This is a genomic window from Halococcus saccharolyticus DSM 5350 (assembly GCF_000336915.1).
Classification (GTDB): Archaea; Halobacteriota; Halobacteria; order Halobacteriales; family Halococcaceae; genus Halococcus; species Halococcus saccharolyticus.
Map to the genome: position 1 here is coordinate 1 of NZ_AOMD01000034.1, position 24,039 is coordinate 24,039.

Here is a 24,039-nt window from a genome sequence, read left to right on the forward strand (position 1 = left end):
CTGGAGTACGGCACCGACGTGGCCGAGACCGTCTTCAAGGTCGCCGACGACGTGGACGCGAGCGCGATCGCGTTCACTCCTCGCGAGGGAAGCCGCTGGCTCAAACTCCTCTCGGGCGACACGGCGAACGCGCTGATCAGCGAGAGCGAGCGGCCGGTCGTCGTGCTGCCCGATCACGTAGCCGACGGCGACGCGGGCGCGATCGATGCCGACGCGACCGACAGCGCGGCCGAGGACGGAGGCGGCGGTGGCTGACGAGGAGCTCGCGAAGGACCTCGGCCCGCTCGCAGCACTGACCATCGGCGTCGGCACCATGATCGGCGCGGGGATCTTCGTCCTCCCCGGCCCCGCAGTCGCCGAGGCCGGCCCGCTGGTGGCGGTCGCGTTCGTGCTCGGCGGTGCGATCGCGCTCCTCACTGCCCTCTCGGCCGCCGAACTCGGCACCGCGATGCCGAAAGCCGGCGGAGCGTACTACTACGTCAACCACGCGCTCGGGCCGCTGTTCGGCTCGATCGCGGGCTGGGCGAACTGGATGGGGCTCGCCTTTGCCTCGGCCTTCTACATGTTCGGCTTCGGCCAGTACGTCGGCGAGTTCCTCACGGTTCCGGGGATCGATCTCGGCGTGATCGCGCTCGGACCAGCGAAAGTGATCGCGCTCGTCGGCGCGATCCTGTTCGTCGGGGTGAACTACGTCGGCGCGAAGGAGACCGGCCGGCTCCAGAACGTGATCGTGGTCACGCTCGTGGCGATTCTCACGGTGTTCACCGCCGCCGGCGCGCTGAACGCCGATCTCTCGACGCTCCGGCCGATCGCACCGTTCGGGTACACGCCGCTGCTGCCGACGACCGGACTGATATTCGTCTCGTATCTGGGGTTCGTCCAGATCACTTCGGTCGCCGAAGAGATCAAGGATCCCGGGAAGAACCTGCCGCGGGCGGTGATCGGGAGCGTCGTGATCGTGACCGCGATCTACGCCCTCGTCCTGGTCGTGCTGCTCGCGGTCGTCGAGACCCCGGTCGTCGCGAACAACGAGACCGCGGTGGTCGACGTCGCCCGCTTCCTGCTCGGGCCGGTCGGCGCGGGCGTCCTTCTCTTTGCGGGGCTGCTCGCCACCGCCTCCTCGGCGAACGCCTCGATCCTCGCCTCCTCGCGTATCAACTTCGCGATGGGCCGCGACGGGATCGTGAGCGCGTCGCTCAACGAGATCCACGACCGCTTCGCCACGCCGTACCGCTCGATCGCGGTCACGGGTGCGTTCATCGTGCTGTTCATCGTCTTCGGCGACGTCGAGACCCTCGCGACCGCCGGCAGCACGCTCCACCTCGTGATCTACGGCCTCCTGAACGTCGCGCTGATCGTGATGCGCGAGGCCGATCCCGCGGATTACGAGCCCGATTATCGAGTTCCCTTCTACCCGATCACGCCGGTGCTCGGCGCGCTCATCTCCTTCGCGCTCATCGGGTTCATCGAACCGTTCGTCGTCCTGCTCTCGTTCGCGTTCGTCGTCGGCGCGGCGCTGTGGTACGTCCTCTACGCGCGGACACGGGCGACGAAACAGGGCGTGCTCGGTCAGTACGTCCTCAGTCGCTCGGAGGAGCTCCCGGACCGCGCGATCTCGGCGGCCACCACGGTCCAGCCCGACGGCGGCGACTTCCGGGTGATGGTGCCGCTCGCGAACCCCGAAAACCAGACCGACCTGATCGCGCTCGCGAGCACGGTCGCGAAGCGTCGCGGCGGGCGAGTGGTCGCGGTCCACATCGTGCAAGTGCCGGACCAGACCTCGCTCGCCTCCGGGGCCGAACACGTCGACGAGCTCGACGGCTCCGCCGACCTCCTCGACAGTGCGGAGGCCGATGCCGAGACGTTCGGAGTACCGATCGAGACCCACACCGTGCTCAGCCACCGCTCGTTCGAGGAGATCTTCGACGCCGCGCGCACCTACAGCGCCGATACGGTCGTGATGGGCTGGGGCGAGGATTCCCACGGCGCGCCCGGACGTGCCGAGAGCGCGATCGACGAACTCGCGAGCTCGCTTCCCTGTGATTTCCTCGTTCTCAGGAACCGTGGGTTCGATCCCTCGCGGATCGTGGTCCCCACCGCTGGCGGCCCCGACTCGGCACTCAGCGCCCGGATCGCGACGCTGCTCCAGGCCGAACACGATGCTGAGATCGCACTCCTCCACGTCGCCGACGATCGTGCCGAGGGCGAAGCGTTCCTCGCGGAGTGGGCCGACGAACACGGTCTGAGCGACGCCGAACTCATCGTCGAGACCGGCGACGTCGAGGCGGCGATCGCGCGCGCCGCCGCCGACGCCTCGATGTTGATCGTGGGTGCAACCGAGCGCGGGTTGCTCTCGCGCCTGGTCCGTGGTTCACTCGTGCTCGACGTCGTCAACGAGGTCGAGTGTTCGGTGCTGCTCGCCGAGAGGACCCGCGAACGCGGCCTGCTCGATCGACTGCTGGGCTGATCGACTGTCGCTCATGACTCGTTCCTCTCACCCGTGTCGGCACCGGTTCGTGATCAGCCAGTCGGTTCCACCGCTGGCTCGTAATCGAGAAAGCGCAGTTGCACCGTGACCGGCCGGTCGGTCGCCGCACTGATGCGTTCCTGAAGGGTTTGTGCCAGCGTCGGATACTCGCTGCCGGTGGTGCGACTCAGCGTCACCGTGACCGACACGTCACCGCCGAACAGTTCGCGGGCGCTGTAACTCGAGCTGACGCCGACGAGTTCGAGATCGTCGTACACCGGTTCGTCGATGGTGGTCTGGACTTCGCGGTTGGCCGCACCCTCGAATCCGACGTAGCTCGCAGTCGCCGCGCTCACGACGATCACGCTGACGACGAATCCGAGAACGACCAGCGCGTACGCACCCGTCCGGACCGAAATCGTGAGGTTCTCGCGGACGCTTCTGGTCACCGAATCACGGTAGCCGAGCGCGACCAGCGCGACGTACGCGCTCACGTTGATGAACACCACGTTCATGAACAGGAGGACGAGTGCGCCGGCCACCACGAGGGGTTCGTTCCAGACGGTGCCGATGCCCGCGGTTGCCGCCGAGGGGACGATCGCGGCCGCGACCGCAACCCCGGCGATCGACACCGGGAGGTCGGTCGCGAGCGCGAGCGCACCCGCTGCGCCCGCCGCGAGCGCGACCACGACCGCGAGCAGGCTCGGGGTCAGAAACGCACCGACCTGCTGAACCCGGGTGATCGCGAGCGCCGCCGGCACGAAGAACGTCTCCCGCAGCACGAGGCTCATCGCCACCGCGCCGACGTACGCGACGACGAGCCCCACGAGTTGAGTACCCACGCTGTCGACGACCATCCCACGATCGTCGATGACCGCACCGACCGCGGCCGACAGCGACGATCCGGCGAAGGGGGCGATCACCATCGCACCCACGATGATGATCGCCGAATCGAGTAGGAGGCCTGCGACCGCGACGATCGCCGCGAGCGCCGCAAACGCGATGTAGGTCGCGCGTCCCGGTTCGAGGTTCTCGGCGCGCTCCTTGATCTCGGGGTACGAGACGCCCGACTCGCCTTTCGGCCCCGCGACGTACCGGTCCTCTAGGTCCGCCACGGCCTGGGTGGTCGCGCCCGCGGTCTCGACCTCGCTGATGACGGTGTAGGCGTTCTCGTCGAGGCCCGCATCGTAGAGCAGTTCGAGGATCGGGTCGACCCCGCCGCCGGGAACCGGAATCTCGACGATCACCGCGTCGCGGCCGCTCGCTTCCTCGGACACTAAGTATTCGATGTCGGCGTCGGTCAGCGCCGTCGTGACCGCCTCCCGGGAATCGCTCGGGACGCGGGTCCGTATCTGCCGCACGCTCGCCCCTCGAAACCGAGTGAAATCAACCTTCCGATCGGCACGACCACGAAACGATCGACGGAGGGACGTCGTCGGTGATTACGGCCGGAAGAACTCGATCGCCGCACCCTGGCCGAAGCCGACACACTCGGTGGCGAGGCCGTGGTCGGCGTCGCGTTTTTGCATCTCGTGGAGCAGCGTCACGGGCAGGCGTGCGCCGCTCGCGCCGAGTGGGTGGCCGATCGCGATCGCGCCGCCGTTCACGTTGAATATCTCGTCGTCGATCCCGAGCTCGCGCTGACAGTAGAGTGTCTGGGAGGCGAACGCCTCGTTGAGCTCCACGAGATCGAAGTCGTCGATCGATCCGCCCGTGCGTTCGAGCAGGCCCTCGGTGGCGGGCACGGGGCCGATTCCCATCACCTCGGGGTCGACACCGGCGACGTTGTTCCCGCCGACCTCGGCGAGCACGTCGAGGCCGTGATCCTCCGCGAACGCGCGACTCGTGATGAGGGTCGCGGACGCCCCGTCCGAAATCTGGGAGGCGTTGCCCGGCGTTACCGTCCCCTCCGATTTGAACACGGTGGGAAGATCGGCGAGCACCTCGGGCGTCGTGCCCGGTCGGAGCCCCTCGTCGGTGTCGATGGTCTCCTCACCGGTGTCGATCGGGACGATCTCGTCGTCGAAGCGACCCTCCTCGGTGGCTTCGACCGCACGCTGCTGGGAGCGGGCGGCGTACTCGTCCTGGGCTTCCCGACTGACGTCGTAGCGTTCGGCGACCGCTTCGGCGGTCATTCCCATCGCCAGCGCGGCGATGTTGTACTCTTCGGCCAGCCGAGGATGGATGGTCTCGCGGTTCCCGCCCTGTTTCACCCGGCTCATGCTCTCGACCCCGCCCGCGATGATCGCGTCGCGCTGGCCCGCCCGGATCGCGTCGGAAGCGGAGATCATGGCCTGTGCCGAGGAGGCACACCAGCGGTTGATCGTGGTCGCGGGCACGGACTCGCCCAGATCCGAGAGCAGCGCGATCACCCGCGCGAGGTTGCTGCCCTGCTCGTCGCGCTGCTGGGCACAGCCCCACATCAGGTCGTCCACGTCCTCGCTCCCGATCCCGGTGTCGGCGAGAATCTCGTTGATCAGCGGGATCGAGAGGTCCTCGCTCCTGATGTCGGCGAAGACGCCGTCTTCCTTGCCCTGTGCGGTGCGGTACGCCGCCGCGACGACCGGCGTGGTGTCGGCCATACCGGTTCGTCGTGGTCCTCAATGTTAAACGCACGCAAACCCCGCGTCGTTTGACTCGGGTTCACGCGACAGTCCGGCGAATACTGCCGAGACCCCTGGCAACTATTGGGAAACGACCCACGCTGAGCGGGAGTTCGACGGTCTTATCCCGCCGGACGGCGTATCGAACAGGGAATGAGCAGCCCGGAACTGGACGTCGTCGAATTCCTGCTCACGACACGCGCCTACAACGAGCACCGCGAACGCGACGCCGAGGACCTCCCGCCGCGCTATCGCACCGTCTTCTTCGCCGATGGCGGAATCGAGCGCCCGCTCGCAACGAGCGAGGAGCAGACGGCGGCTGCCACCGGCGTCGACGATCCGTGGGCCGCGGTGTCGGGGCTGATGTTCACCGATCGCGACGACTTCGCCGAGACGCTCTCGCTTTCGGAGCCCGACATGGCCGAGGAGTGGTTCGTCGACCGGATCGACGCCGATCGACTCGCCACGAACCCGACGCTCGCAGCCGTCTTCGAGGAGCGCGAGAACGTCCCCGAAGTCGACTACGAACAGTCACGCGAGGCGAACCGCCCGATGCGCGCCGACCGGGTCTGGATCGACAGCCTCCTCGAAGAGTACTTCGACGACGAGGAAGACGAGGAGATGCTCGATCTCGTCGACGTGCGCGCGCCAGAGGAGGTCGACATGACGCTCGACGACCTCGTGCTCACGGCCGATCAGGAGAACGAGATCGTGAAGATCATGAAGGCGATCGAACACCGCGAGTACCTCGCGGGGATCGGCCTGCGCGAGATCGGGAAGCTACTGCTCGTGGGGCCGCCAGGCACCGGCAAGACCACGACCGCACGGGCGCTCGCCCACGAACTCGATCTCCCGTTCGTGGAGGTCAAGCTCTCGATGGTCACCAGCCAGTATCTCGGCGAAACGGCCAAAAACGTCGAGAAGACCTTCGAGATCGCCAAACGGCTCTCGCCGTGTATCCTGTTCATGGACGAGTTCGACTTCGTGGCAAAGACCCGCAATTCGGACGAGCACGCCGCGCTGAAGCGCGCAGTCAACACCCTGCTCAAGTCGATCGACGAGGTCAGCCTGATCGAGGACGACGTGCTTCTGATCGGCGCGACCAACCACCCCGACCAGCTCGACGCGGCGGCGTGGCGGCGGTTCGACGAGATCGTGAACTTCCCGAAGCCCGACGTCGAGATGCGCGCGGACATCCTCCAGGTCGTCACCCAGGAGATGGACATCGCGGACTTCGACCCCCTCGAACTCGCCGCCGACACCGAGGGCCTGACCGGTAGCGACCTTCGACTGGTGCTTCGGGAGGCGGTGCTCGACGCGCTCACTGAAGAACGCACCACGCTGACCCAGGACGATCTCATGGAGGCGGTCCGGGACTTCGAGGAGCGCGACAGCCTGAAAGATCTCGACATGATCGAGGGCGACCACGACGCCCTCGTCGCGGGCGGCGACATCAGCGCCGATGGTGGCAGCGACACCGACACCACCGACCACAGCCACGATCACGACGCCGACGGCCACACCCACGAACACTGAATGGAGGTCACGCTGCTCGGCACCGGCGACACGACCGGGACTCCGACTGTGGGCTGTGACTGTGACACCTGTACGGCCGCCCGTGAGAGGGGTGTCGAGCGCACTCGGTTTTCCGTTCACGTCCGGAACGAACGCACCGACGAATCGCTGCTTGTCGACCTCAGCCCCGACTTCCGCACCCAGTTTCTCGCCCGCGATGTCGCCCTCCTCGACGCTGCGATCATCACCCACATCCACTTCGACCATCTCGACGGGTTGGGCAACGCTTTTCGGCTGGTTCGCGACCTCCCGGTCGCGGCCGCGAACGAGACCGATCCCGAGACCGGCGAGAGCGTGGCCGACACCGTCCGGCGAAAGTACGACTACCTCGATGCCCTCTCGATCACGGGGCAGGAACCGCTCGAACCGTTCGAGCTGTGTGGGTTCGACGTGACGCTCGTGCCGGTCGACCACCCGCCGCTCGTGTGCTACGGCGCCGTGATCGAGTGCGAGACGGGTGCGAAGCTCTCCATCACCGGCGATACGAACTACGCGATCCCCGACGCGTCCCGCGAACGCCTCGCCGACCCCGACCTCCTGATCGCGGACGCGATCGCCCCGGCGTCGTTCTGCGAACACCACCCGCTCGGCGGCGATCACCACGATTCCGAGGGGGTGCCGCGGACGTTCGGCACCAAACATATGACTCGCGAGGGCGCGCTCGCGCTGGCCGACGAACTCGGCGCGGCGACGACGCGTCTGGTTCACGTCTCGCATTTCTTCTCGGCCGACGAGGCGTTCGATGATCCGCTCGCGGTCGACGGCGAGCGATACCGGCTCTAAGTTCGGTATTACTGTGCCGACGAACTCGATGCCTGGCTCAGGAGGTACACCGCGATCGCGCCGAGCACGAGATCGAGCCCGGCGAGCACGGCGAGCGCCGGCACGAGCGCGTTCCAGATGCCCGAGAAGGCCGTGACGTCGAGCACTGTCATCACGTCCACATCGAGCATCAGCGTGCGGGCGGCGTCCACACCGTAGGTGATCGGGTTGTACCGCGCGAACGTCTGAATCCATTCCGGCAGTGCTTCGAGCGGGAGGAACGCCGAGGAGAGAAAGAGCAGCGGGAACTGGAGCAAGTTCATCGCGATGATGGTCGACTCCTGATCTTTCGTGAGGACCGCGAGACTATTGGAGAGCGAGACGAACCACAGCGAGAACAGGATCCCGACCGCGATGATGCCGAGCGCGCCGACGATCCCGGTGGCGATCTCCGCACCGAGCAGCACCCCCAACCCGAGGATGATGGCGATCTGGGCGGCGATCCGGAGTACCTCGGCGGCGGTCTTCCCTACGAAGACCGCGGTGCGGTTCATCGGCGTGACGAGCACCTTCTCGAACATCCCCTCCTCGATGTCGTTCACGAGTCCGATTCCGGAGGTGATCGCGGCCGCGAGCGAGACCTGAATCACGATCGCCGGCACGAGATAGGTCTCGTAGGAGATCGTGCCGAGGCCACCGCCCTGATTGATCGCGCCGGTCGCGATCTGGCCGAACACCTGGGTGAACAGCACGAGGAAGATGATCGGCTGGGCCAGCGAGACCACGAGCACGAACGGGTTGCGGACGGCCTTGATGTTCCAGCGCTTGAAGTTGACCCACGCGTCGCCGAGAAACGAGTTGCTCGATCGTCGTATCGCGGTCGTCTCGGCCTCGGCTTCGGTTCCGGCCGCCGCTTCGGCGGTTCCGCCGTCCGTCGTGGCCCGCTCTGATTTCTCGTCGACTGGCGGGCTCATCGGTTCGCCTCTCCGCCGGCGGCCGCGGGGCCCGCTTCGGCAGCGCTCGCCTCGTCGACCCCGTCGGTTGCGCCGCTCTCGTCCTCCTCGTCGACCGACTCGCCGGTGATCGCGAGGAACACGTCGTCGAGGGTGGGTGCGCGGATGTTGAACCCCGTTACCGTGAGACCCTCGTCGCGGAGTGCGACGAGCAGATCGGTGCCCGTCTGGCGGGCGCGCCGCGAGGTGACGCTGATTCCCTCGTCGGTTGTCTCGATCGTCGCCTCGCTCTCGAAGAGATCGGAGTCGGCGGCGACCCCGGCCGCGCGCTCGTGAGCGTTCTCGCCGCCGTCGAGGTCGATGTCGAGGATCTCGCCGCCGACCTGCCGTTTCAGCTCCGCCGGCGAACCGGTGGCGACGATCTCACCGTCGAGGATGACCGCGATCCGCTCACAGAGCTGATCGGCCTCCTCCAGATACTGGGTAGTCAGGAAGATCGTCGTTCCCTCCTCGTTGATCCGGCGGAAGTACTCCCAGAGCCGGTTTCTGGCTTTGGGGTCGAGCCCCGTCGTCGGCTCGTCGAGGAACACGAGCGGTGGCTGGTGGACCAGCGCCATCGCAGCGTCGAGACGCTTTTTCATCCCGCCGGAGAATCCTTCGGCCACCTTGTCGGCAGCCTCGGCGAGATCTACGAGATCGAGGAGTTCGTCGATCCGATCGCCTCGCTCGGCCTTCGGCACCCCGTAGGCCTCACAGGCGAAACGGATGTTCTCGCGTGCCGTGAGTTCCTCGTCGACGCTGGTCTCCTGGGCCATGTAGCCGATCGACTCGCGGACGGCCCGCGGCTCGCTCGCGACGTCGAACCCGTTGACCGCGACCGTTCCCGACGTCGGCCGCAACAGCGTCGTGAACGTCTTGATCGCGGTGGTCTTGCCCGCGCCGTTCGGCCCGAGAAAGCCGAAGAACTCCCCCTCGGAAACGTCGAGATCGATCCCTCGAACGGCCTCGGTGCCGTCGGCGTACGTCAGTGTCACCTCCTCGGCGTTGATCGCTCTCATTGTCTCCCTCTCGGTCCGGACGGGCTTAAGCACACTGACCGCTTGGACAGCCAGTGGTCACGCACGGTCGAGTAGCGTTGTTCGGTCGTCCGGCTCGGGCACTGCTCTCTCATTGGAATTTCTCACTTACAGGAACGGTACGGCGAGCGTTGTGGTGACAACGCTGATGACGAACCAACCGGCGAAGTTCCACCACGGTACGCCCCGATGGCGCGGACCCGGCAGATCGTCGGTGTACGTCCAGTGGCCCTCGGCGACCCCGCGGTGGTCGGTGAGGACATCGTACGCCGTGGCGAGCACGCCAGCAGCCACGACCGCCGTCCAGCCGTCGGTCACGAGTAGTGCGATCCGGAACGCGACGTAGACCGCACCCGTCCACCCGAAGAGGACGTAGAGCGGCACGCCGGCGACTTTCGGCCCGATGTGGTGTTCGAGCCAGCCGACGTTGATGACGACTGCCTCGGCGACGAACGCCACGAGAGCTCCCCCGACGAACAAGGCGACCGTCGCGCGCCGTGGCCAGGTGAGGAGCGCATGTGCGAGCGCACCGAGACTGACCGCGACGGTGATCGTCGCGAAACGACGACTACTGGGCATACGTGACCGTTTTCCTGGGTCGGAAAATGTCACACGATTCACCACCGCTCCGTCGACGAACGTCATCTCTCGGGTGCCGTCAGCTGGGCCGCGCCGTCCGTCTCACCGATCGTCGTCCGACGCTCGGAGCGTCGGGAGGACGAACGTCTCGATCGCGTGCTTGGTTCGCCGCGGCGCGTCGTCGTGGCCGAGCGTGATCTTCCGGATGCGGGCGGCGTCGATGGCGTCGTAGAGGAACTGAGCCGTTTCCTCCGGATCGACATCGTGGAAACGACCCTTCTCGATCCCCTCCCGGATCGTCTCGGCGAGGAGGTCGGTGATGAGGCCGATGGTGCGGTCGAGTTGCTCGCGGTAGGCGTCGTTGCGGTGGGCATGCAACCGGAGTTCGAGCAGCGCGGTGTGGAAGTCCCAGAAGTCGAAGGCTGCCTCTTGGGGACCGAACAGCCCTCGGTCGATGAACAGCTCCAAGCGCTCGTCCGGGTCTGCGATCTCGTCGGTCGCTGCCTTCGCCGGATGGGATTCGAGCAAGTAATCCAGCAGCGCGACGATGAGCTCCTGTTTGGTGTCGTAGTGATAATGGAGGAGTGATCGGCTCTTTGCGAACTCCTCGGCGATCTCGCGGGTCGTCAGGTCGGCGTATCCGTGTTTGCAGAACGCACGGTAGGTCGCCTGCATGATGGCTTCATAGGTCTCGGGCGGAGGGGCAGGGCGGTCGGGGGCGTCCGGTTCGGCCATGGGTCGTCCTATCGAAACTCGTCGATCCGTGAGTAAGAGGATTGCTATGGCTCCGTGTCGCTCGTGGCGACGGTCGATGGTCGCCGATCACCCCAGTGAATTGGAGGTACTTGCCAAATATGAGGAACTGGCGCTCCGAAGGTCGATTACGCGGGAGTTCGTTTTAGAGGATATCCTTTTGTACGACACTTTCTCATCTATACACCTATGTAACAAACCATCCTACTTACCCACCCAGCGTCCTAGTCAAAGTAAACACAAAGAGAGCGCTGAAAAAGGGTAGTACATACACGATCGACGATAACGGAATCTCAGAAATCGATAGAACAGTCCCAACCACCAAGGCAAATAGGATCAGAACTCGATATGGTCTTTCACCGTAACCGCATGTCAATAGATACAATCGGTTAGATATAAAATTAAACAAATCTGATATTCCTTCCTTGTTTTCCCAGTAGACACTACCCCGATGGTAGATCTCTCGATAGTGAAACTCTGATCCTGACTCTATATCGCCTGCTTGGTACGCTGCATTTTTCGCCTTAAGAAAGGTCTCTTCATACTCTGAATGTGGTATTTGCTGCTCGCTAAAACTTGAAACAGATACTATATCCCAATTCGCTTCGCTCAGCTTTCGCTTATATGCAGCAAAATCAAAACCTTCGAAAGAAGTTTTCAAGAATCGATAATGTGATAATAGATCCTCTGTTCCGTGAGGCTCTAGTTTTACGTCACCAACAGTTGATTTTTCCAGATCAAAAACCAGATTAGAGCAATTGAGGGTACCCGCTGAGACCGCTGATTGACTCAGATCAAATTCAGTCACATATTCCTGGTTTTCACCCACCGCCTGTATTGACAAATGGTGAATGTCTGAACATTTCATTGATGCCTGTTGAGGGTATTGGTTTCCGCCTAGTTCGGCCTCTCCTTCTATGCTGGCTGAGTCTATAGAAAATTCAGATGATATGTTTGCATCCTCTATACTGACCGCACCTTCAATCTCAAGCCCGTCAAAGGAGGCTCCTTTGCGAAAGTCGGCGGAAGATATGTTGAGTTCGCCTCCGATATAGGCATTTTCTAAGGTACACACGTGCTCAAAGATGGTTCCTGGCGGATCATCATCTTCCCGATATGTTTCCATGAAACTATTAACTGGTTCGTTTTCGAGGGGTTCAGTGAAATCCAGGCCGTTGTTACTTTCTATTTCATCAAAAGAAACATCATCATAAAAATAAGCGCCGTTGAAACTTGCTGAGTCAAATGAACATTGATCAAATGAGACAGGCTCCCTAAACTGCGCACCACCAAATGTGATGGTGGAAAAATCGCTATTTTCAAATTCTATGGGTCCAAAAAATGATGTTCTCCCGAACCACGCTACACGGGCGTTACTAGCGTTAAGGCCCGAAAGCAAATTATTGTTCCCATAGAAGGTGGCGTCCGTGAACCAAAGTTCGTCTTCAAACGTAGAACCCACAAGAGCAACTTGACCATGGAAAGTAGCACGCGCGAATATAGTCTCGCCTTTGAAATCTCCAGGCCATATCATGGTTTGCCCATTCACAACGGTATCGCAAAAATTCATCTCGTTCATCACTGATGAGTTGGACATATCTATAGACCCAAATTCGGAGCCACGGAAATCTATGGGATAGTTATCTTGTGGAGATAACGTGGTATAGGTCAGATCAAGAGTCCCAAACTTGGACTCGATGAATTGCTTTTTCCGCCTATTGTTTTGATAGTAGTCGGCAGAATTAGTGTCACTATTTACTAACTTAACTAATCTCTCGGCAACCAGCTGCTCGCTCTTATTTTTAGGCGGAAGGTGGAATATGCAGAGTTCGTTCTGTTGGTGGGATGGGTGCGGGCATCTCCAAGTTTCGTCCTCGATGTCTCCCCACCTCTCTCTGACTTCTGTGTTAAAGGTGCACTGCTTATTTTTCCCCATACCGCGTCTGTCTTATCAGCGAGGTCAGTGACCACTTCTATTTATCGATGGCTGTTTATATAGAATATATCACAATTTGGGTACGTGCTGGGTTGTACGGGCTCTTATTCTATTCAGACGATTTATGGCAAGAATTGTATTCGTATTCAACCTGTGAACTGGTGGTACTCCATGCCGGGCTGCTTGAGCTCGTTGTGCTTGCGTTCGAGGAACGAGTAGACCGCGCCGTGTGGCGCGCCATCGAGCAGCATCTCGACCGCGCTCCGCACGACCTCGACCTGCTGGGGCGCTCCGATCGCACCGACCGTCGTGCCGTAGATCACGACTTCCGCCCCGGTGAGCTCGGCCATCAGCTCGCGGGTCCGGCCGTTCTCGCCGATCAGTCGCCCTTTCTTGCGTTCGAGGTCGTTCTTGTTCCTGGTTGCGGCGTCGACATCGACGAGTTCGAGCATCATCATCTCGTCGTCGAGCAGCGCCAGCGCGTCCTCCGGTGCGAACCCGCGGCCGATCGCTTCGACGATCTCGGGGCCTTTCAGCCCCAGCATGGGGTCACCGACCGACTCGATCGCGACCGCGCCGGTTTCGGAATCGATATCGAGACGGACCTCTGCGCGCTCTTCGATCTCGCGCATTGTCGCACCGCCCTCGCCGATCAACACGCCGATACGGTCCTGCGGAATCTTCACGTGTTGCATGCGTCCGCTACGGAGCCGCGCGATTTGAACGCTTCGCACGCGTCCGCACCTCTGCGTCAGATGTCGCGTGCGTACGTAACCGCCGCCCGCGTTTCGCCGAAGAGATCGTCCTCGCCCGTTTCGGCGACCTCGAATCCCTGAGACTCGTAGAACGATCGTCCGACCGTGTTCGCCGCGAGCACCCGGACCGTGACGCGGGACGCTCCTCGCTCTCGAAGTGCGTCGAGTTCGCGCTCGAACAGTCGCGTTCCGATCCCCTCGCCCCACCAGTCGGGATCGACGTAGAACGTCCAGACTGCGCCGCGTTCGCGCTCGTTCGTGTCGGGGATCCCGCCGCCGACGTAGCCGACGACCTGCTCCTCGACGGCTCGTGGGTCGGTCCGCTCCCCGCTCACGCTACCCGAGACGTCGCCCGTCTCACACGCGACGAAGTGAGCGACGTCCCCGCGGGTGATCTGTTCGCGAACCCTTTCGCTCGCGTACCACTCGTCCATCGCGCGGTCGATGGTTCCTTCGGCGAGAAAGTCGCCGTAGGCGGCCGCCCAGCCGCGGCGCGCGACTCGCTGGATCCCGGCCACGTCCACGGGTGTCGACTGGCGGACCGTGACGCCGGCCATGTTCGCCTCTCGAGACGTTTGCGCTTCAGCCTTTCCCGGGATCAACCGTCGTCACGCCGCTTCCGAGCCCGGCCGCGGTGAGCGCACGCTCACGTTCTGTAGCGGTCAGTCGGTAGGGTGCGAGCACGTCGTCGAGGTCGGCGTCGCTCGGTCGCCTGGCCTGATGGGCGTCGAGGAAGTCCGCGATACGGTCGGCGGCGTGAGCCTTGAGTTCGCCGCTCAGCAACTCTCCAGCCCGGTACTCGCGCGCGAGTCGTTCAATCGCGTCGTCGTCTGGCTCGAAGAACACTCTGAGAAGCTGATAGGCCACGTCCACCTCGGGCTCGCCGCCGTGCTCGCGGTGGGCTTCCCTGTCCGTCCGCCCGCCGGAGTACGCCTGACCGAGCTTCTCGTGGACCGTCTCGCGATCGTCCGTGAGGTGGATGGTCGGTGTGTCGTCCGAGGAGCTCATCTTTCCCGGTCCTTCCAACCCGGGCAAAAACTTCGAGAGCAGCGCGCCAGGCTTCTCGACCGGGAAGCGCTCCTTCGCGGCGACGTCGCGCGCGAGCCGGACGTGGGGGTCCTGATCGACTGCGATCGGTACGGTGGTGGCGTGCGGGCCCTCGACGAACTGCGGCAGCACGAGGTGCGTCGCCTGGACCGCCGGGTAGAACCCCATCCCGACGTTCGCGGGCTCGCCGTACACCGCGTCGCGCGCCGCGGGTGTGATCCGTTCGGCGAGCGCGGTCGCGAGCGGATACACGACATCGGCGTCGGCGGTGTCGATCACGAACCGCGTCCGCTCGGGATCGAATCCCACCGCGACGAGATCGCGCAGGTTCTCGCGGGTGTACTCGCGAGTCTCCGCGAGACTCTGGTCCCGGCTGAGATACTTCTCGTCGTCTGAGAGCGGGACGTAGACGGTCGCGCCGGTTTCGGCCTGGAGCCACTTTGCGAAGTAGAAAGTGACCGCGTGGCCGACGTGCATCGGTCCCGACGGGCCGACACCCGTGACGATCGACAGCCGTTCGTCGCTCTCGATCGCACCGAGAAGCCGGTCGACATCGCGGCCGGCGTAGTAGATCCCGCGTCGGAGCAGCGGGTGCAACGGTTGCGGAAATCGCTTCACCTGATCGTCGGTCAGCGCGTCAGCACCGAACCGATCGAGAAGCTTTCCGTAGTCGACCTCGCCGACGACCCCATCCGGCGTCACGCTGTTCTCGGGTTCGTCGGTGTCGTCTCCGCTGGTACCGACTTCGTCGGTGTCGGCCACATCGGTGTCGTCGGTTCGTCGCGCTGTTCGATCCGTCGTATTCGCGTTGGTGTCGTCCATCGTGTCCTGGTGCTCTGGATAGTCAGTAGCGGTGCGGCAGAAGGCGGCGAACGGAGGGAGCACCAGGCCGCAGCCTGCGGGGTTAGGCCACCGCAGGGGAGCGGGCTGGACTGTCCGCTGGCGAAGGGACACGCCAGCGCCAGCGGACAGCGATCATCGTCCGCAGTCACGCCGTCGGTCAGAAAAGCCCTTTCGGTCACTCGACGGCGAGCACCGAGAGCGCGTCGTCGACGGTGAGTGTCAGTCGGTCGTCGCCGGCGGTGTAGACGACGCTCACCTGAAGCGGGTCTTCCGAACGGATGTCGGTGGAGTCCCCATCGACCGCGACGAACCGCCAGAGTGGGACCTCGCGCACGTCGATGTCGTGGCCGCGGTGGAAGGCGACCACGTCGGGATGATCGAGAAACGTGGTGCCGAGATCGGCCGTGATTGACTCCCCGCACCGTTCACACTCGTACTCGACCAGCGGGATCCGGGGCCGGTCGGTGGCGTCCTGGGATGGTGTCTCGACCGCGACCCGTCGGCGAATCTGTCCTTCGCACGTCGTGCAGAACCCTTCGTTGGCCTGCCGAACAGTGGTTCGTGCGTACCGTTCGGTCACTTCAGGGAGTTGCTCGTGGTCGTAGCCCGCGAACACCCCGGGTGGAACGTCGATCTGGATGGAGACGGTGTCACAGTCCGCACAGGCCATCTCCACCCGTTCGTCCTCGTAGTGGAAGGTCATCGCGCCGTCGCAGAGCGGACACGCCTGATCCATCGGCATCGACTCGACTGAGCCGGTCTGGGTGTACGCCCCCGAGAGGAGCGCCCCGACGACGCGGGAGCCGGCGAGACGCAGTCGGTACCCGTCGTCGTCTTTCGTCACGAACCGATCCCGCAGCTTCGAGAGGTGGTAGTTGAACCGGCCGGAGTCGGCGACCCCGACTGCCGTCCGGAGCTCCGAGAACGTCGCGGTGTGATCGTCGGCCGCCCAGAGCGCTTCGAGCACCGCGACGCGGACCGGATCGGCGAGGGCGGCGAACGCCTTCGCCGGCGGCACTTCCTCCTCGACGGGGGATTCGCTCATGAGTCCGGGTGGACCGCGGCGTGACAAAACGCTGTCGTCCATCCGTCGCGGGCGATTCGTCCCTCGACGCTCCACGCCGCTTATATCGGGGCCGTCCAACCGGTGGACAATGACCGATCAGGACCTCATCGATGCGCTTCGGGCGGCCGATGCCGTCGAGTTCGGCGAGTTCGAACTCTCTCACGGCGGGACGAGCGAGTACTACGTCGACAAGTACCGCTTCGAGACCGACCCACACTGCCTCTCGACGATCGCCGCGGCGTTCGCCGAGCGACTCGACGAGTCGAAACTCGCGGGCGTCGCGCTCGGGGCCGTCCCGTTGGTCGCCGCGACGAGCGTCGAGACCGACACACCGTACGTGATCGTGCGGAAGGAAGCGAAGGAGTACGGCACCGGGAACCGGATCGAGGGCGAGCTGGCCGAGGGGGAAGGGGTGGTCGTGCTCGAAGACATCGCTACCACCGGGAAAAGCGCGCTGTCGGCCGTCCGCGCACTCCGAGAAGCCGGCGCGAGCGTCGATCGGGTGCTCGTGGTCGTCGACCGCGAGGAGGGCGCACGTGAGACACTCGCTGAGGAGGACGTCGAACTCACATCGCTCGTGACCGCCTCCGCGCTGCTCGACGACGCCTGATCGTCCGGAGGATCACAAACGCTTCAACCGCCGGACGGTGTCTCGAAACATGGACCTCCCGCCACGGCGCTGGCTCGTTCGCGGCGTTCTCGGGCTCGTGGTGGGGTCACTCGTGGTCGTCGCGGCCGTTTCGGCGGTCGCCTACGAGCCGCCATCGCTAGGTTCCGGAGCGGTCGAGCAGCCCGCGAACGGATCGACGATCGTCAGCGTCCAGGGCTTTCACTTTCGGGGCGTCGGTAACGCGAAGAAGCCGGCACGGCTGGCTTCGGCCGGGCCGCGCGCCACAACCGAGTGGGTCTACGACGGCTCGAAGCGGAACGCGCGGTGGTTCTACGACGTCGATCCGCTTTCCAACGGCAACCTGCTGGTGACGTCGACGGTACCGAACGAGACGGTGGTGTTCGAACTCGACCCCCATACTCAAAAACGGGTCTGGACTGAGCGCTTCGACGCCGAGGACACCCACGACGTCGACCTGATCAACGGCGATCAGCTCCTCGTCGCCAACATGCGCGAGTACAACGGGAGCACTGGCGTGAGCAACGATCGACTGTTCGTCTACGATCGGGGGAGCGACGAGATCGTCTGGGAGTGGTACTTCAAGAACCACTTCCCGAACGCGACCGATGGCGGTTTCTCGGCAGACTGGTCACACGTCAACGACGTCGACAAGATCGGTGACGGGAAGTACCTCGCTTCGCCGCGGAACTTCGACCAGGCGATCGTGATCGACCGCTTGACCGGGAACATCACGATGCGACTTGGGCGGGACGGCCAGTTGGGAACGCTGTTCGAGCAGCACAACCCCGACTACCTCGAAAGCGAGAACGGTACCCCGACGATTCTCGTGGCCGACTCGGAGAACGACCGGATCGTGGAGTACGTGCGGACCAACGATTCGGGGAACGAGAGAGAGTGGGAACGGGCGTGGGAGCTGTCGGGCGGGTTCAACTGGCCGCGCGACGCCGATCGACTGCCCAACGGCAACACCCTCGTCACGGACACGCTCAACCATCGCGTGGTCGAGGTCACGCCGACGGGTGAGGTGGTTTGGGAGTACTACGCGCCGTGGGCACCGTACGACGCAGAGCGTCTCAGTGCGGCTGGGGCGGCCGGAGCGAACGGCACGAACAGTTCGAACGCAACGAACGCCTCGATCGGTGGGTCGAACGGCCCCACGATGACCGACCTGAACGCCACCGGGAGCTACGAAGTCTCGGGCGGTGCCGGGGAGGCGCGGCCCGACGACGGCCAGTTCTCGACGTGGGTCGCGTCGGTGGCTGCGGGGACCCCGGTCGGGTCGATGGTCGAGTCCGCTGCCGAGCGCTACACCCACATCACGCCCTTTTTCCGGCCGGTGTGGCTGTCGAGCTGGGCGTTCGCTGCCCTTCTCGGCGCGGCGCTCGTCGCGTTCCCGTGGGCGTTCGGCGAGGGACTCTACCACCGTGAGCGCATCCGCCGCGCGGCCGGTCGCGCCCGATCACGGCTGTCACGGTGACTGTGGCTGGGCGAGAGAGATGCACACCACCGGAGGCCTCTTGAATCCACGCTGCCTACTGACTGGTGATGTCGAACCTCGAACTCTACGAGCTGGAAGGCTGTCCGTACTGTGCGAAGGTGAAGGACAAGCTCGCCGATCTCGATCTCGAATACGACTCGCACATGGTGCCGAGCTCTCACAGCGAACGCACCGAAGTCGAAGAAGTCAGCGGGCAGACCGGCGTGCCCGTCCTCGTCGATCACGAACACGGCGTCGATGGGATGTCCGAATCCGATGACATCGTGGCGTATCTCGACGAGACCTACGGCCAGAGCGCGGCGTAGACCGTCCGTTTCCGATTTTCACTGTTCGCTTTCGCACCGTCGATAGCGACCCGGCTGCGGTGTGGTCCTGGTGGATGAAGGGTGAGCGAGTGAAACGAGCGAGGGCTTCAGTAGTGCTGGACGGTGGCGGAACAGTTGCGGAGGGATCGGCGATCGTACCGCGAGTGAGCGACCGCAGGGAGCGAACGAGCGGGTGTTTTTGGTCCAGATTTTTGCGAGTAGCGAGGGACGCTTCGCGTCCCTCGTACCGTGCGAACGGGCGCTTCGCGCCCGTGAGCAGAGAGTGGTGCCCGCAGCACGAGCGGAGCGAGCGCGAGGACACTCGACGAAGTAAAAAGGTGGGTTCTAGATATAGGTGAACCACTCGTCGTGGTCGTCGGTCCGGCGCTCGACCACCTCGAAGAAGCGCGACTGGAGCTCCTCGGTGATGGGGCCGCGTTCGCCAGCGCCGATCGTGACGTCGTCGACGGTCTTGATCGGGGTGACCTCGGCCGCCGAGCCGGTGAAGAACAGCTCGTCGGCGGTGTAGAGCTCGCCGCGGCTGATCGCCGACTCCTCGTGGACCTCGTAGCCCGCCTCCTCGGCGAGCTCGATCACGGTCTGGCGGGTGATACCATCGAGGATCGACTCGGCGAGACCGGGCGTGTAGATCGCGTCGTCACGAACCAGAAAGAGGTTCTCGCCGGGACCTTCGGCGACGTTGCCTTCCTTGTTCAGCACGATCGCCTCGACGTAGCCGTTCCGTCGGGCTTCCTCGCCGGCGAGCATCGAATTGACGTACAAACCCGTGGTCTTCGCGTTCGTCGGGATCTGGCTGGAGGCGTGTTTGCGCCAGGAGGACACCATCACGTCGACGCCGTTTTCGAGCGCATCCTCGCCGAGATACGTGCCCCACGGCCAGCACGCGATCGCGACCCGAGTGGGGCAGTCCTGGGGACTCACGCCGAGCGTGTTGTACCCGTAGAACGCGATCGGACGGATGTAACACGACTGGAGGTTCTGGCGCTCGATGAGTTCGTGGGTGGCGTCGGTGAGCTCCTCTCGGGAGAACTCGATGTCCATGTCGTATGGCTTCGCGGAGTCGTAGAACCGATCGAGGTGCTCGTCCCACCGGAAGATCGCCGGCCCTTGCTCGGTGTCGTAACACCGGACGCCCTCGAACACGCCCGAGCCGTAGTGGAGCCCGTGGGTCAGCACGTGGATCTGGGCGTCGTCCCAGTCGACGAACTCGCCGTCCATCCAGATCGTGTCGACATCCATGTCGTCGAAGCCGCTCATACCCGAAGGATCGATCGGCCACATCTTAAAACCACGAGTGACGGTTCGGGCAACGCTTGCCGGTCCACGACGCACCAAAAATTCCCTACAATAATTTAATCGAGTGTCTTAATTACCTCGGAGAATTACTGGGTATCGATGAGTGATTTCGCACCGCTCGAGTACGGGGAGATCGAGCCGTCGCGGCGGCCGAGTCTCGCCGAGGCGCTCGTGCCGGTCGCCGCGGTCGTCCTCGCCCTCGGGATCGGGTCGGGCTATCTCGGCCTCGCGCCGCACGGACCGCTGCTCTGGGCCATCGCGTTCACCGGGCTGTTCGCCAGATATCGCCTGGGCTACGACTGGGAGGGCGTCTACGACGCCGCCGCGAGCGGCCTCCGGATGGGGCTGCAAGCGATCCTGATCCTGTTCGTGATCTACGGGCTCATCGCGACGTGGACGAGCGCCGGGACGATTCCAGGACTGATGTACTACGGGCTTGGCCTGCTCTCGCCGACGGTCTTTCTCCCTGTCGCAGCGGTCCTCGCCGCGATCGTGGCCTTCGCGGTCGGCTCCTCGTGGACCACTGTGGGAACGCTCGGAGTGGCCTTCCTCGGGATCGGTGAAGGGCTCGGCATCCCCGCACCGATGACCGCGGGCGCGATCGTCTCCGGGGCGTATGCCGGCGACAAGCAGAGCCCACTCTCGGATACGACGAATCTCGCGGCCGCGGTCACCGACACCGACCTCTACGACCACATCACCGCGATGCGACTCGGCACGCTCGTCGCATTCGGCCTCTCGGTGCTCGCGTACGCTGCGCTCGGCGTGATCGCCGTTTCGGGCGCGGGCGCGAACGTCGCCGCGATCAGCGATCCGCTCGCCGCGACGTACGCCCTCGGCCCGCTCGTCTTCCTTCCACTGCTGGTCACGTTCGGACTCGCGATCGCCGGCTATCCGGCGCTCCCGGCGCTGGTCGCGGGTGTCTTCGCCGGCGCGCTCACCACAACCGTCGCCCAGGGCGCGTCGTTCACCCGTGCGTGGGAGGTGTTCCTGAACGGTACCGCCCCGGAGACGGGTAGTGAAGTCGTGAACGGCCTGCTCGCGACCGGCGGGATCGCCGGCTCGGCGTGGACCATCGCGGTCGTCGTCGCCGCGCTCTCGCTCGGTGGCCTGCTCGAACGCACGGGAATCTTGGCGACGCTCGCACACCACCTCGCGGCGGCGATCCGATCGCCAGGCTCGCTCGTGGCGGGCACCGGCGTCGCCGCGATGGCGACGAACGCGTTCTCGGCCCAGCAGTACATGAGCATCGTCGTGCCCGGGATGAGTCTCCGGAGCCTCTACGACGAGTACGACCTCCCGACGACCGACCTCTCACGTGCGGTTGAGGCTGCCGGCACGCCTTCGGGGCCACTCTTCCCGTGGCACGCCGGCGCGGTGTACATGGCGGGCGTGCTCGGCTTCGCGACCTCGTGGGCGTTCGTCCCGTACTACTTCTTCGGCTTTCTCTCGCCGCTCGCGCTGTTCGTGATGGCGTACACAGGCCACGGCGTGACGCGGTCGACCGCGGGGGCTGACGCCGCAGCGCCCGCCGACGACTAATCGGCGAGCCAATCGACGAGCGCCGCACCCTCGACGTAGACGAGATCGTGCTCCTTGGCGTACGCCTCGGCGTCCGCCGGCGCGAGCGCACCGCCCGCATCGTCGAGCATCTCACAGACCACGGCCGCGGGCGGACAGTCCGCGGCCGCCGCGAGCGCGAGCGCGAGTTCGGTGTGGCCACGGCGTTCGGCGAGGAGGCCGGGTGCACCGCGGAGGAGGTGGACGTGACCGGGCACGCGAAACGTCGCGGCGAAGTCGGTGTCGTCCGGTGCGGCGGCCGCCCGGCCGAGTGCGGCGATCGTCAGCGCCCGATCGTCGTCGGTGATTCCTGTGTACGTGTCGCGGTGGTTCACCGTGAGCGAGAAGGAGGAGCGATCGCCGTAGGCCAGTTCGTCGCCGTCGGCTGCCGGGTGGTCGACGATCTCGCGGGCGAAGGGAAGGTCGAACGCGCTCGCCACCGTATCGGAAAGCGCGACACAGACGAGACCACCAGCGTCGTTGCGGAGCCGGGCGACCGCGTCGGACGTGATTGCGCTGGCAGGGTAGATCAGGTCGGTCTCGCCCTCGCGGTCGGCGGCGTCGTGGACGAGGACGGGGTCGCCGCGCGCGAACGCCGCGATCGCGCGGTCGGCGGGTTCGGCGGTGTCACCCGCGTCGGCAGCGCGTTCGGTCGTCCGCGAGGTCACGTTTCACCCTCGATTCGGACGGTCACGCGATCCCCGTCGTCGAGGTCGAGCGTCTCGCGGAGCTTGTCGGAGGCGATCACTTCGAGCTGGTCGTCGTCGTGGTGGGTACGCTCGGGCGCGATGACGTGGGCACGATCGTCGGCCTCGTCCGATGCCTCGACGGTCGCCGGATAGCAGACGGCGGGGCCGTAGGTGCGGTCGTCGTCCTCCCAGCCGTCGATCCCGATCGGCTCGATCCCGGCAAGCGCCGTGCGCGACCGAATGCTCTCGTCGGTGAGATCGACGTTCAGTGTCCCGGGGAACGGTTCGTAGCCGAGTCGTTCCTCGAACTGCTCGGCGTAGCCAGGCAGCGTGATGTAGTGGCGACCCTCGCCCATCCCGCCGGTGACGCTCCCGACGAGTTCGACCGTGAGTCCCTCCTCAAAGATGCGTCGGTAGGCGGCGTATGCCTCGCGGAGTTCGCGCTCGCCCGACGGCGTGATCGCAACCCACTGGCCGTCGTTCACAGTCTCGCGCGTGAGGAGGTCGGCGTCGTCGAGTCGCTGGAGCCGGCGGGAGGCGGTCTGGTTCGAGGCGTCGAGAGAGGCTGCGAGGTTCGCGCACGAAACCTTGACCTCGCCGTCGAGTGCGCCGCGGAGCGCCAGCAGCTTCAGCGTGGCGCGCTCGTCGTTCCCGACTGCGCGCTCGGTTGCCGTCGACATAACTCCAACTCGAAGCCCGTCCCGCATAAGCGTACCGAACGCGTTACGCGTAACAATATCGTGATGGCATCCTCTTCCAAATCCGTGACGTGATCGGACGATGGCACGGGCGGCGGGTAAACCCGTCGGCTCAAGCACTTCATGGACCGATGCTATCGGTGAAGTCGTTGCGCTCGACAGCAGGCGATTCGCAGGCTCGTGAATGGGTTCCGACGGCCGGACATCCCACCGGCAGTAGAGTTATGCGCCGTCCACGTCAGTACCCGACGATGGTCGACGACGACCGAGCGGACGACGACCCCACGGAACGGGTACCGTCGCTCGACGCGATGGAGTCGTGGTCCGATGTCTCCCGGCACGTCCTGAACAGCTACGTCGAGGCCAACCGAGCGATCATGGCGGGGCTGGGTCTCGAACGCCCGACCGGGCCGGACGAGCGGATCACGGCCCCGATCGCGGAGCTTTCGTACGTGACGGCAGGCTGGTCGTTCGAGCGGTCGGCCGATAGCCGTGCGGCGCTCGGCGTCGGCGACTACGTCCGGTTTTCGAAGCCGGTCCACGACGGCGATGTCCACGCGTTCGCTCAGGCCAGCGGCGATACCAACCGACTCCATCTCGACGATGGGTTCGCCGCGACGACGCGTTTCGGCGGCCGGATCGCCCACGGCACGCTGGTCTCGGGGCTGATCAGCGCCGCACTCGCCCGCCTTCCCGGACTCACCATCTACCTCTCTCAGAACGTCGAGTACCGCGGCCCGGTGGAGATCGGCGAGACCGTGACCGCCGAGTGCGAGATCGTCGAAGATCTCGGCGACGACCAGTACCGGCTGACGACCGCGGTCGAGAGCGACGAGGGCGAGACAGTGATCGACGGCGAGGCGGTGGTCCTGATCGACGAACTCCCCGACGACTGAAACCCGCCGACGACGAGGGCGCAACAAGAC

General features: G+C 64.7%; 22 protein-coding genes and 1 pseudogene. 9 read left to right on the forward strand and 14 right to left on the reverse strand.

Annotation, left to right across the window (positions count from 1 at the left end; all coding sequences use genetic code 11):
* A pseudogene (locus C449_RS16770) lies at positions 1–255 on the forward strand (universal stress protein); the annotation flags it as partial.
* Positions 248–2,467: an amino acid permease gene (locus tag C449_RS16775; protein WP_006079244.1), complete on the forward strand. Its 2,220-nt coding sequence runs from the start codon at positions 248–250 to the stop codon at positions 2,465–2,467. The pseudogene C449_RS16770 and the gene C449_RS16775, both read left to right, overlap by 8 nt.
* Positions 2,468–2,520: 53 nt before the next feature.
* On the opposite strand, the gene C449_RS16780 is transcribed toward C449_RS16775, so the two are convergent.
* Together C449_RS16780 and C449_RS16785 are read right to left on the reverse strand one after the other, a co-directional pair.
* On the reverse strand, positions 2,521–3,828 hold the full coding sequence (locus C449_RS16780; protein ID WP_006079245.1) for a DUF389 domain-containing protein: 1,308 nt from the start codon (positions 3,826–3,828) through the stop codon (positions 2,521–2,523).
* Between the two features lie 81 nt (positions 3,829–3,909).
* A complete protein-coding gene (locus tag C449_RS16785; RefSeq protein WP_006079246.1) occupies positions 3,910–5,049 on the reverse strand; it encodes a thiolase family protein in 1,140 nt (379 codons plus the stop codon).
* A gap of 174 nt (positions 5,050–5,223) precedes the next feature.
* Between C449_RS16785 and C449_RS16790 the strand changes: the two genes are divergently transcribed.
* Entirely contained in the window at positions 5,224–6,606 is a 1,383-nt protein-coding gene (locus C449_RS16790) for an ATP-binding protein (RefSeq protein ID WP_006079247.1), read from the forward strand.
* Positions 6,607–7,428, forward strand: coding sequence for an MBL fold metallo-hydrolase (locus tag C449_RS16795; RefSeq protein WP_006079248.1), 822 nt, complete (start codon positions 6,607–6,609; stop codon positions 7,426–7,428).
* Between the two features lie 8 nt (positions 7,429–7,436).
* On the opposite strand, the gene C449_RS16800 is transcribed toward C449_RS16795, so the two are convergent.
* The 9 genes from C449_RS16800 to C449_RS16835 form a co-directional block, all read right to left on the reverse strand.
* Positions 7,437–8,381 carry an ABC transporter permease gene (locus tag C449_RS16800; protein WP_006079249.1) on the reverse strand — a complete coding sequence of 315 codons (945 nt, stop codon included), beginning with the start codon at positions 8,379–8,381 and terminating at the stop codon, positions 7,437–7,439.
* Complete coding sequence (locus C449_RS16805) at positions 8,378–9,418, reverse strand: ATP-binding cassette domain-containing protein (protein WP_006079250.1); 1,041 nt, start codon at positions 9,416–9,418, stop codon at positions 8,378–8,380. The genes C449_RS16800 and C449_RS16805 overlap by 4 nt, the downstream gene beginning before the upstream one ends.
* A 126-nt stretch (positions 9,419–9,544) precedes the next feature.
* Entirely contained in the window at positions 9,545–10,015 is a 471-nt protein-coding gene (locus tag C449_RS16810) for a carotenoid biosynthesis protein (protein ID WP_006079251.1), read from the reverse strand.
* A 102-nt stretch (positions 10,016–10,117) separates the two neighbouring features.
* Positions 10,118–10,750: a TetR/AcrR family transcriptional regulator gene (locus C449_RS16815; RefSeq protein ID WP_006079252.1), complete on the reverse strand. Its 633-nt coding sequence runs from the start codon at positions 10,748–10,750 to the stop codon at positions 10,118–10,120.
* Between the two features lie 226 nt (positions 10,751–10,976).
* Positions 10,977–12,704: a pentapeptide repeat-containing protein gene (locus C449_RS17635; protein ID WP_080504955.1), complete on the reverse strand. Its 1,728-nt coding sequence runs from the start codon at positions 12,702–12,704 to the stop codon at positions 10,977–10,979.
* Positions 12,705–12,850: 146 nt separating this feature from the next.
* Positions 12,851–13,399, reverse strand: a complete 549-nt coding sequence (locus C449_RS16820; protein WP_006079253.1) for a KH domain-containing protein — start codon at positions 13,397–13,399, stop codon at positions 12,851–12,853.
* Positions 13,400–13,455: 56 nt separating this feature from the next.
* Positions 13,456–14,016, reverse strand: coding sequence for a GNAT family N-acetyltransferase (locus C449_RS16825; RefSeq protein WP_006079254.1), 561 nt, complete (start codon positions 14,014–14,016; stop codon positions 13,456–13,458).
* A gap of 25 nt (positions 14,017–14,041) precedes the next feature.
* Positions 14,042–15,328 (reverse strand): tryptophan--tRNA ligase, encoded by a 1,287-nt coding sequence (locus C449_RS16830; protein WP_006079255.1) that lies wholly within the window; start codon positions 15,326–15,328, stop codon positions 14,042–14,044.
* A gap of 196 nt (positions 15,329–15,524) precedes the next feature.
* Positions 15,525–16,394, reverse strand: coding sequence for an ArsR/SmtB family transcription factor (locus C449_RS16835; protein WP_152415760.1), 870 nt, complete (start codon positions 16,392–16,394; stop codon positions 15,525–15,527).
* A 109-nt stretch (positions 16,395–16,503) separates the two neighbouring features.
* On the opposite strand from C449_RS16835, the gene pyrE reads away from it, so the two are divergent.
* The 3 genes from pyrE (at position 16,504) to C449_RS16850 (ending at position 18,849) form a co-directional block, all read left to right on the forward strand.
* A complete protein-coding gene (gene pyrE / locus C449_RS16840; RefSeq protein ID WP_006079257.1) occupies positions 16,504–17,025 on the forward strand; it encodes an orotate phosphoribosyltransferase in 522 nt (173 codons plus the stop codon).
* A gap of 49 nt (positions 17,026–17,074) precedes the next feature.
* The gene (locus C449_RS16845) at positions 17,075–18,523 is read left to right on the forward strand and encodes an arylsulfotransferase family protein (RefSeq protein ID WP_006079258.1); all 1,449 of its coding nucleotides are present in this window, start codon (positions 17,075–17,077) and stop codon (positions 18,521–18,523) included.
* 68 nt (positions 18,524–18,591) lie between these two features.
* A complete protein-coding gene (locus C449_RS16850) occupies positions 18,592–18,849 on the forward strand; it encodes a glutathione S-transferase N-terminal domain-containing protein (protein ID WP_006079259.1) in 258 nt (85 codons plus the stop codon).
* Between the two features lie 345 nt (positions 18,850–19,194).
* Here the strand turns inward: C449_RS16850 and C449_RS16855 are convergent, their stop codons facing one another.
* Complete coding sequence (locus C449_RS16855) at positions 19,195–20,127, reverse strand: branched-chain amino acid transaminase (RefSeq protein ID WP_006079260.1); 933 nt, start codon at positions 20,125–20,127, stop codon at positions 19,195–19,197.
* A 138-nt stretch (positions 20,128–20,265) separates the two neighbouring features.
* Here C449_RS16855 and arcD point away from each other — a divergent pair, with 138 nt between their 5' ends.
* Complete coding sequence (gene arcD / locus C449_RS16860; protein WP_006079261.1) at positions 20,266–21,708, forward strand: arginine/ornithine antiporter ArcD; 1,443 nt, start codon at positions 20,266–20,268, stop codon at positions 21,706–21,708.
* Here arcD and ribB read toward each other — a convergent pair.
* The gene (gene ribB / locus C449_RS16865; RefSeq protein WP_006079262.1) at positions 21,705–22,394 is read right to left on the reverse strand and encodes a 3,4-dihydroxy-2-butanone-4-phosphate synthase; all 690 of its coding nucleotides are present in this window, start codon (positions 22,392–22,394) and stop codon (positions 21,705–21,707) included. The two genes, arcD and ribB, sit on opposite strands and share 4 nt — an antisense overlap.
* Positions 22,391–23,095, reverse strand: a complete 705-nt coding sequence (locus C449_RS16870; RefSeq protein ID WP_006079263.1) for a DUF120 domain-containing protein — start codon at positions 23,093–23,095, stop codon at positions 22,391–22,393. The genes ribB and C449_RS16870 overlap by 4 nt, the downstream gene beginning before the upstream one ends.
* A gap of 269 nt (positions 23,096–23,364) precedes the next feature.
* Here C449_RS16870 and C449_RS16875 point away from each other — a divergent pair, with 269 nt between their 5' ends.
* The gene (locus tag C449_RS16875) at positions 23,365–24,009 is read left to right on the forward strand and encodes a MaoC family dehydratase (protein WP_152415761.1); all 645 of its coding nucleotides are present in this window, start codon (positions 23,365–23,367) and stop codon (positions 24,007–24,009) included.
* Positions 24,010–24,039 lie beyond the last annotated feature (30 nt).

Bases quoted from the DNA above. Each gene is read 5' to 3' on its own strand.
- C449_RS16875 (WP_152415761.1), top strand. From the start codon at position 23,365: ATGGTCGACGACGACCGAGCGGACGACGACCCCACGGAACGGGTACCG.
- C449_RS17635 (WP_080504955.1), bottom strand. From the start codon at position 12,704: ATGGGGAAAAATAAGCAGTGCACCTTTAACACAGAAGTCAGAGAGAGG.
- arcD (WP_006079261.1), top strand. From the start codon at position 20,266: ATGAGTGATTTCGCACCGCTCGAGTACGGGGAGATCGAGCCGTCGCGG.
- C449_RS16835 (WP_152415760.1), bottom strand. From the start codon at position 16,394: ATGAGCGAATCCCCCGTCGAGGAGGAAGTGCCGCCGGCGAAGGCGTTC.
- C449_RS16800 (WP_006079249.1), bottom strand. From the start codon at position 8,381: ATGAGCCCGCCAGTCGACGAGAAATCAGAGCGGGCCACGACGGACGGC.
- C449_RS16870 (WP_006079263.1), bottom strand. From the start codon at position 23,095: ATGTCGACGGCAACCGAGCGCGCAGTCGGGAACGACGAGCGCGCCACG.
- pyrE (WP_006079257.1), top strand. From the start codon at position 16,504: ATGACCGATCAGGACCTCATCGATGCGCTTCGGGCGGCCGATGCCGTC.
- C449_RS16815 (WP_006079252.1), bottom strand. From the start codon at position 10,750: ATGGCCGAACCGGACGCCCCCGACCGCCCTGCCCCTCCGCCCGAGACC.
- C449_RS16790 (WP_006079247.1), top strand. From the start codon at position 5,224: ATGAGCAGCCCGGAACTGGACGTCGTCGAATTCCTGCTCACGACACGC.
- C449_RS16810 (WP_006079251.1), bottom strand. From the start codon at position 10,015: ATGCCCAGTAGTCGTCGTTTCGCGACGATCACCGTCGCGGTCAGTCTC.
- C449_RS16845 (WP_006079258.1), top strand. From the start codon at position 17,075: ATGGACCTCCCGCCACGGCGCTGGCTCGTTCGCGGCGTTCTCGGGCTC.
- C449_RS16795 (WP_006079248.1), top strand. From the start codon at position 6,607: ATGGAGGTCACGCTGCTCGGCACCGGCGACACGACCGGGACTCCGACT.
- C449_RS16855 (WP_006079260.1), bottom strand. From the start codon at position 20,127: ATGAGCGGCTTCGACGACATGGATGTCGACACGATCTGGATGGACGGC.
- C449_RS16805 (WP_006079250.1), bottom strand. From the start codon at position 9,418: ATGAGAGCGATCAACGCCGAGGAGGTGACACTGACGTACGCCGACGGC.
- C449_RS16785 (WP_006079246.1), bottom strand. From the start codon at position 5,049: ATGGCCGACACCACGCCGGTCGTCGCGGCGGCGTACCGCACCGCACAG.
- C449_RS16830 (WP_006079255.1), bottom strand. From the start codon at position 15,328: ATGGACGACACCAACGCGAATACGACGGATCGAACAGCGCGACGAACC.
- C449_RS16820 (WP_006079253.1), bottom strand. From the start codon at position 13,399: ATGCAACACGTGAAGATTCCGCAGGACCGTATCGGCGTGTTGATCGGC.
- C449_RS16825 (WP_006079254.1), bottom strand. From the start codon at position 14,016: ATGGCCGGCGTCACGGTCCGCCAGTCGACACCCGTGGACGTGGCCGGG.
- C449_RS16850 (WP_006079259.1), top strand. From the start codon at position 18,592: ATGTCGAACCTCGAACTCTACGAGCTGGAAGGCTGTCCGTACTGTGCG.